At 37.7% G+C, this 539-nt stretch carries 1 protein-coding gene and 1 pseudogene; one reads left to right on the plus strand and one right to left on the minus strand.

Annotation, left to right across the window (positions count from 1 at the left end):
* A pseudogene (locus ACWHAR_RS31275) lies at positions 1-176 on the minus strand (SdpA family antimicrobial peptide system protein); the annotation flags it as partial.
* 177 nt (positions 177-353) lie between these two features.
* Between ACWHAR_RS31275 and ACWHAR_RS31280 the strand changes: the two are divergent.
* On the plus strand, positions 354-539 hold a 186-nt coding region (locus ACWHAR_RS31280), incomplete at its 3' end, for a PadR family transcriptional regulator (protein WP_452088955.1).

Below are 539 nucleotides of genomic sequence, written 5' to 3' on the forward strand. Positions count from 1 at the left end.
TCACGCGGATTTTTGCTAAAAAAGCCCCAGCCCTGAGGGAGGATGCTGGACATGAGAAATTTGGAGTCCTTTGTCAGCGGAATCGGGGTTGTCCCTAAGCTGCCAATAATAGAAAACAGAAATAGCGAACCCCAAAGGATTGAAAAAATGACAAAAAATGATATTGATTTCTGCATTCGACTGCTCCTTTTAACCTGAAGAATCGTTTTTACACTTTTCATAATATAAAAACATTTATGTAATAAAAAGGTTAAAAAGTATGAGAAATACCATTTTTGTTAAAAGAAAAAACAGGACATTTTACACTGCTATATGTGATTGATATATAGTGTTTTTTTCGATATATTTAAACCATGAAAACGAATCAAGTTAATGACCGCTGGATTGTTCAATTTCGAAAAGGGATTTTCGAGCTGGCCATCCTATCCCTACTGCGTTCTAAACCGATGTACGGTTATGAGCTGACGTCATCCTTAAAAACCACCTCGGCGCTGGCTCTTTCAGAGGGAGCGATTTATCCGATTTTGAAACGTATGACC

The organism is Bacillus sp. LR--39, from assembly GCF_053613335.1.